The following is a 1,518-nucleotide window of genomic DNA, read 5'->3' on the forward strand; positions in this document are numbered from 1 at the left end:
CATACATAAAACCGTTACCTGCAAGCTGAACAAACCAAGCAACATTTGATAAAAGTATTTACATATAGAACTGAATTAGGGGAAAAAGAATTTAGCCAAACTATTTATGCGGATTCTATAACTGACTCAATAACGAATTGGATTAACCATATAAATGACTTAAAAAAAGAAGTCTATTCTTTTGACCAAAAATCAGTTGAATCAATTGAAACGCAATTCAAAAATGGAAAAATTAAATTTCAGAAGAACCCTAATGTTCTTGTTTACGAACTGAATGGTAAATATCAAATAACTTATATAAACGAAAATAAGAAACTCGAACCAGATTTTATTGCGGAACTTAAATTTATGACAACTGAAAATGGTGGTCGGAAAGGTTATGCGTATTCTGGATATAGACCAATTTTTAAACTGACAGACAAAAAAGAAATGACTTCTGCAAATCTGATTTTTAATGATAAACAAAAAGTCTTTCCTGGAGATGATGTAGTTGCTTTAATAAATATATTATGGACAGAGGAATTTGAAAACTTACTCTATCCTGAATTGGAATTTGAATTACTTGAACCGCCAAGAATAATAGCGAAAGGAAAAATAATTAAAATAGTGAATAATAAACTGAATAAAGCCAGCAGGCAACACCGTGTATAATTAATGGCTGGTTCTCGCCTACTTACGAAAATCCTCTCGGATTTTCTATTCGGTTTTTATTTGCTAAATTAGTTGCTTAAACACGCCACTAATCATACACAAACACGTTGTAAACAATTTATGAAAACACTTCAAAGGAAATTTACCGTACTTTTTTTATTATTTGTAAGCATATGCTACAGTCAAAACTATAAGTTTGATAAGATAGTAAAGAATAGTTTTTCCACACAATTATTTCCGAATCAAGAATGGACTAACCTATTCAATTCAGAAGACGACTCATATCATATGCAGATATACAACCGAAACGATTCTCTAGTATCTAGAATATTTGATACAAAAGAAAATCAAGTGCATTATTTTCATATTGACAAATCGGATTCTTTAAAATTATATTTTATGGAAACGAAAATTATGTCGAAAAATGTCAATGGAAACAAATTTGAATTCTCTGAAATAAAAGAAAAAAAGGGAATTAAAGAGATTACTTTTAAAATTCTTAATGATAGAGAGAAGAAAATTGCGAAATATAAGTTCGTAATTAAAGAAACTGACAAAAATTATTTCTCAGTTTTTAAACTCTCTGCTCTTGAGACACAATTATTCAATAAAATAAAAACACCTATGAATTTTATAGTTTTAGAAGCAAAAGGAACGAATATCAGCGGACGATTTGTCAAATACAAACTAGAAACAATCGAGGATATTGACCTAAATATTACAATACCGAAATAAAAACTATTTACAACACCGTGTATAATTCATTGCTAGTTATAGCTTACTTACGAAAGTCCTCGCGGACTTTCTATCTGTGATTTATTTGCTAACTTTAGTGCTGAAACACGCAACGAAATCATACACAAACAC

2 protein-coding genes are annotated in these 1,518 nt (G+C 29.5%); both read left to right on the forward strand.

Features of this window, described 5'->3' with window-relative positions:
- Nucleotides 1-45: 45 nt before the first annotated feature.
- Nucleotides 46-651 (forward strand): hypothetical protein, encoded by a 606-nt coding sequence (locus tag TD29_RS18115; RefSeq protein WP_052467175.1) that lies wholly within the window; start codon nt 46-48, stop codon nt 649-651.
- A 399-nt stretch (nt 652-1,050) separates the two neighbouring features.
- Entirely contained in the window at nt 1,051-1,386 is a 336-nt protein-coding gene (locus tag TD29_RS18430) for a hypothetical protein (RefSeq protein ID WP_152611554.1), read from the forward strand.
- The last annotated feature ends 132 nt before the right edge of the window (nt 1,387-1,518 follow it).

It is taken from the genome of Psychroserpens damuponensis (assembly GCF_000826655.1).
In the GTDB taxonomy this organism is placed as follows: domain Bacteria; phylum Bacteroidota; class Bacteroidia; order Flavobacteriales; family Flavobacteriaceae; genus Psychroserpens; species Psychroserpens damuponensis.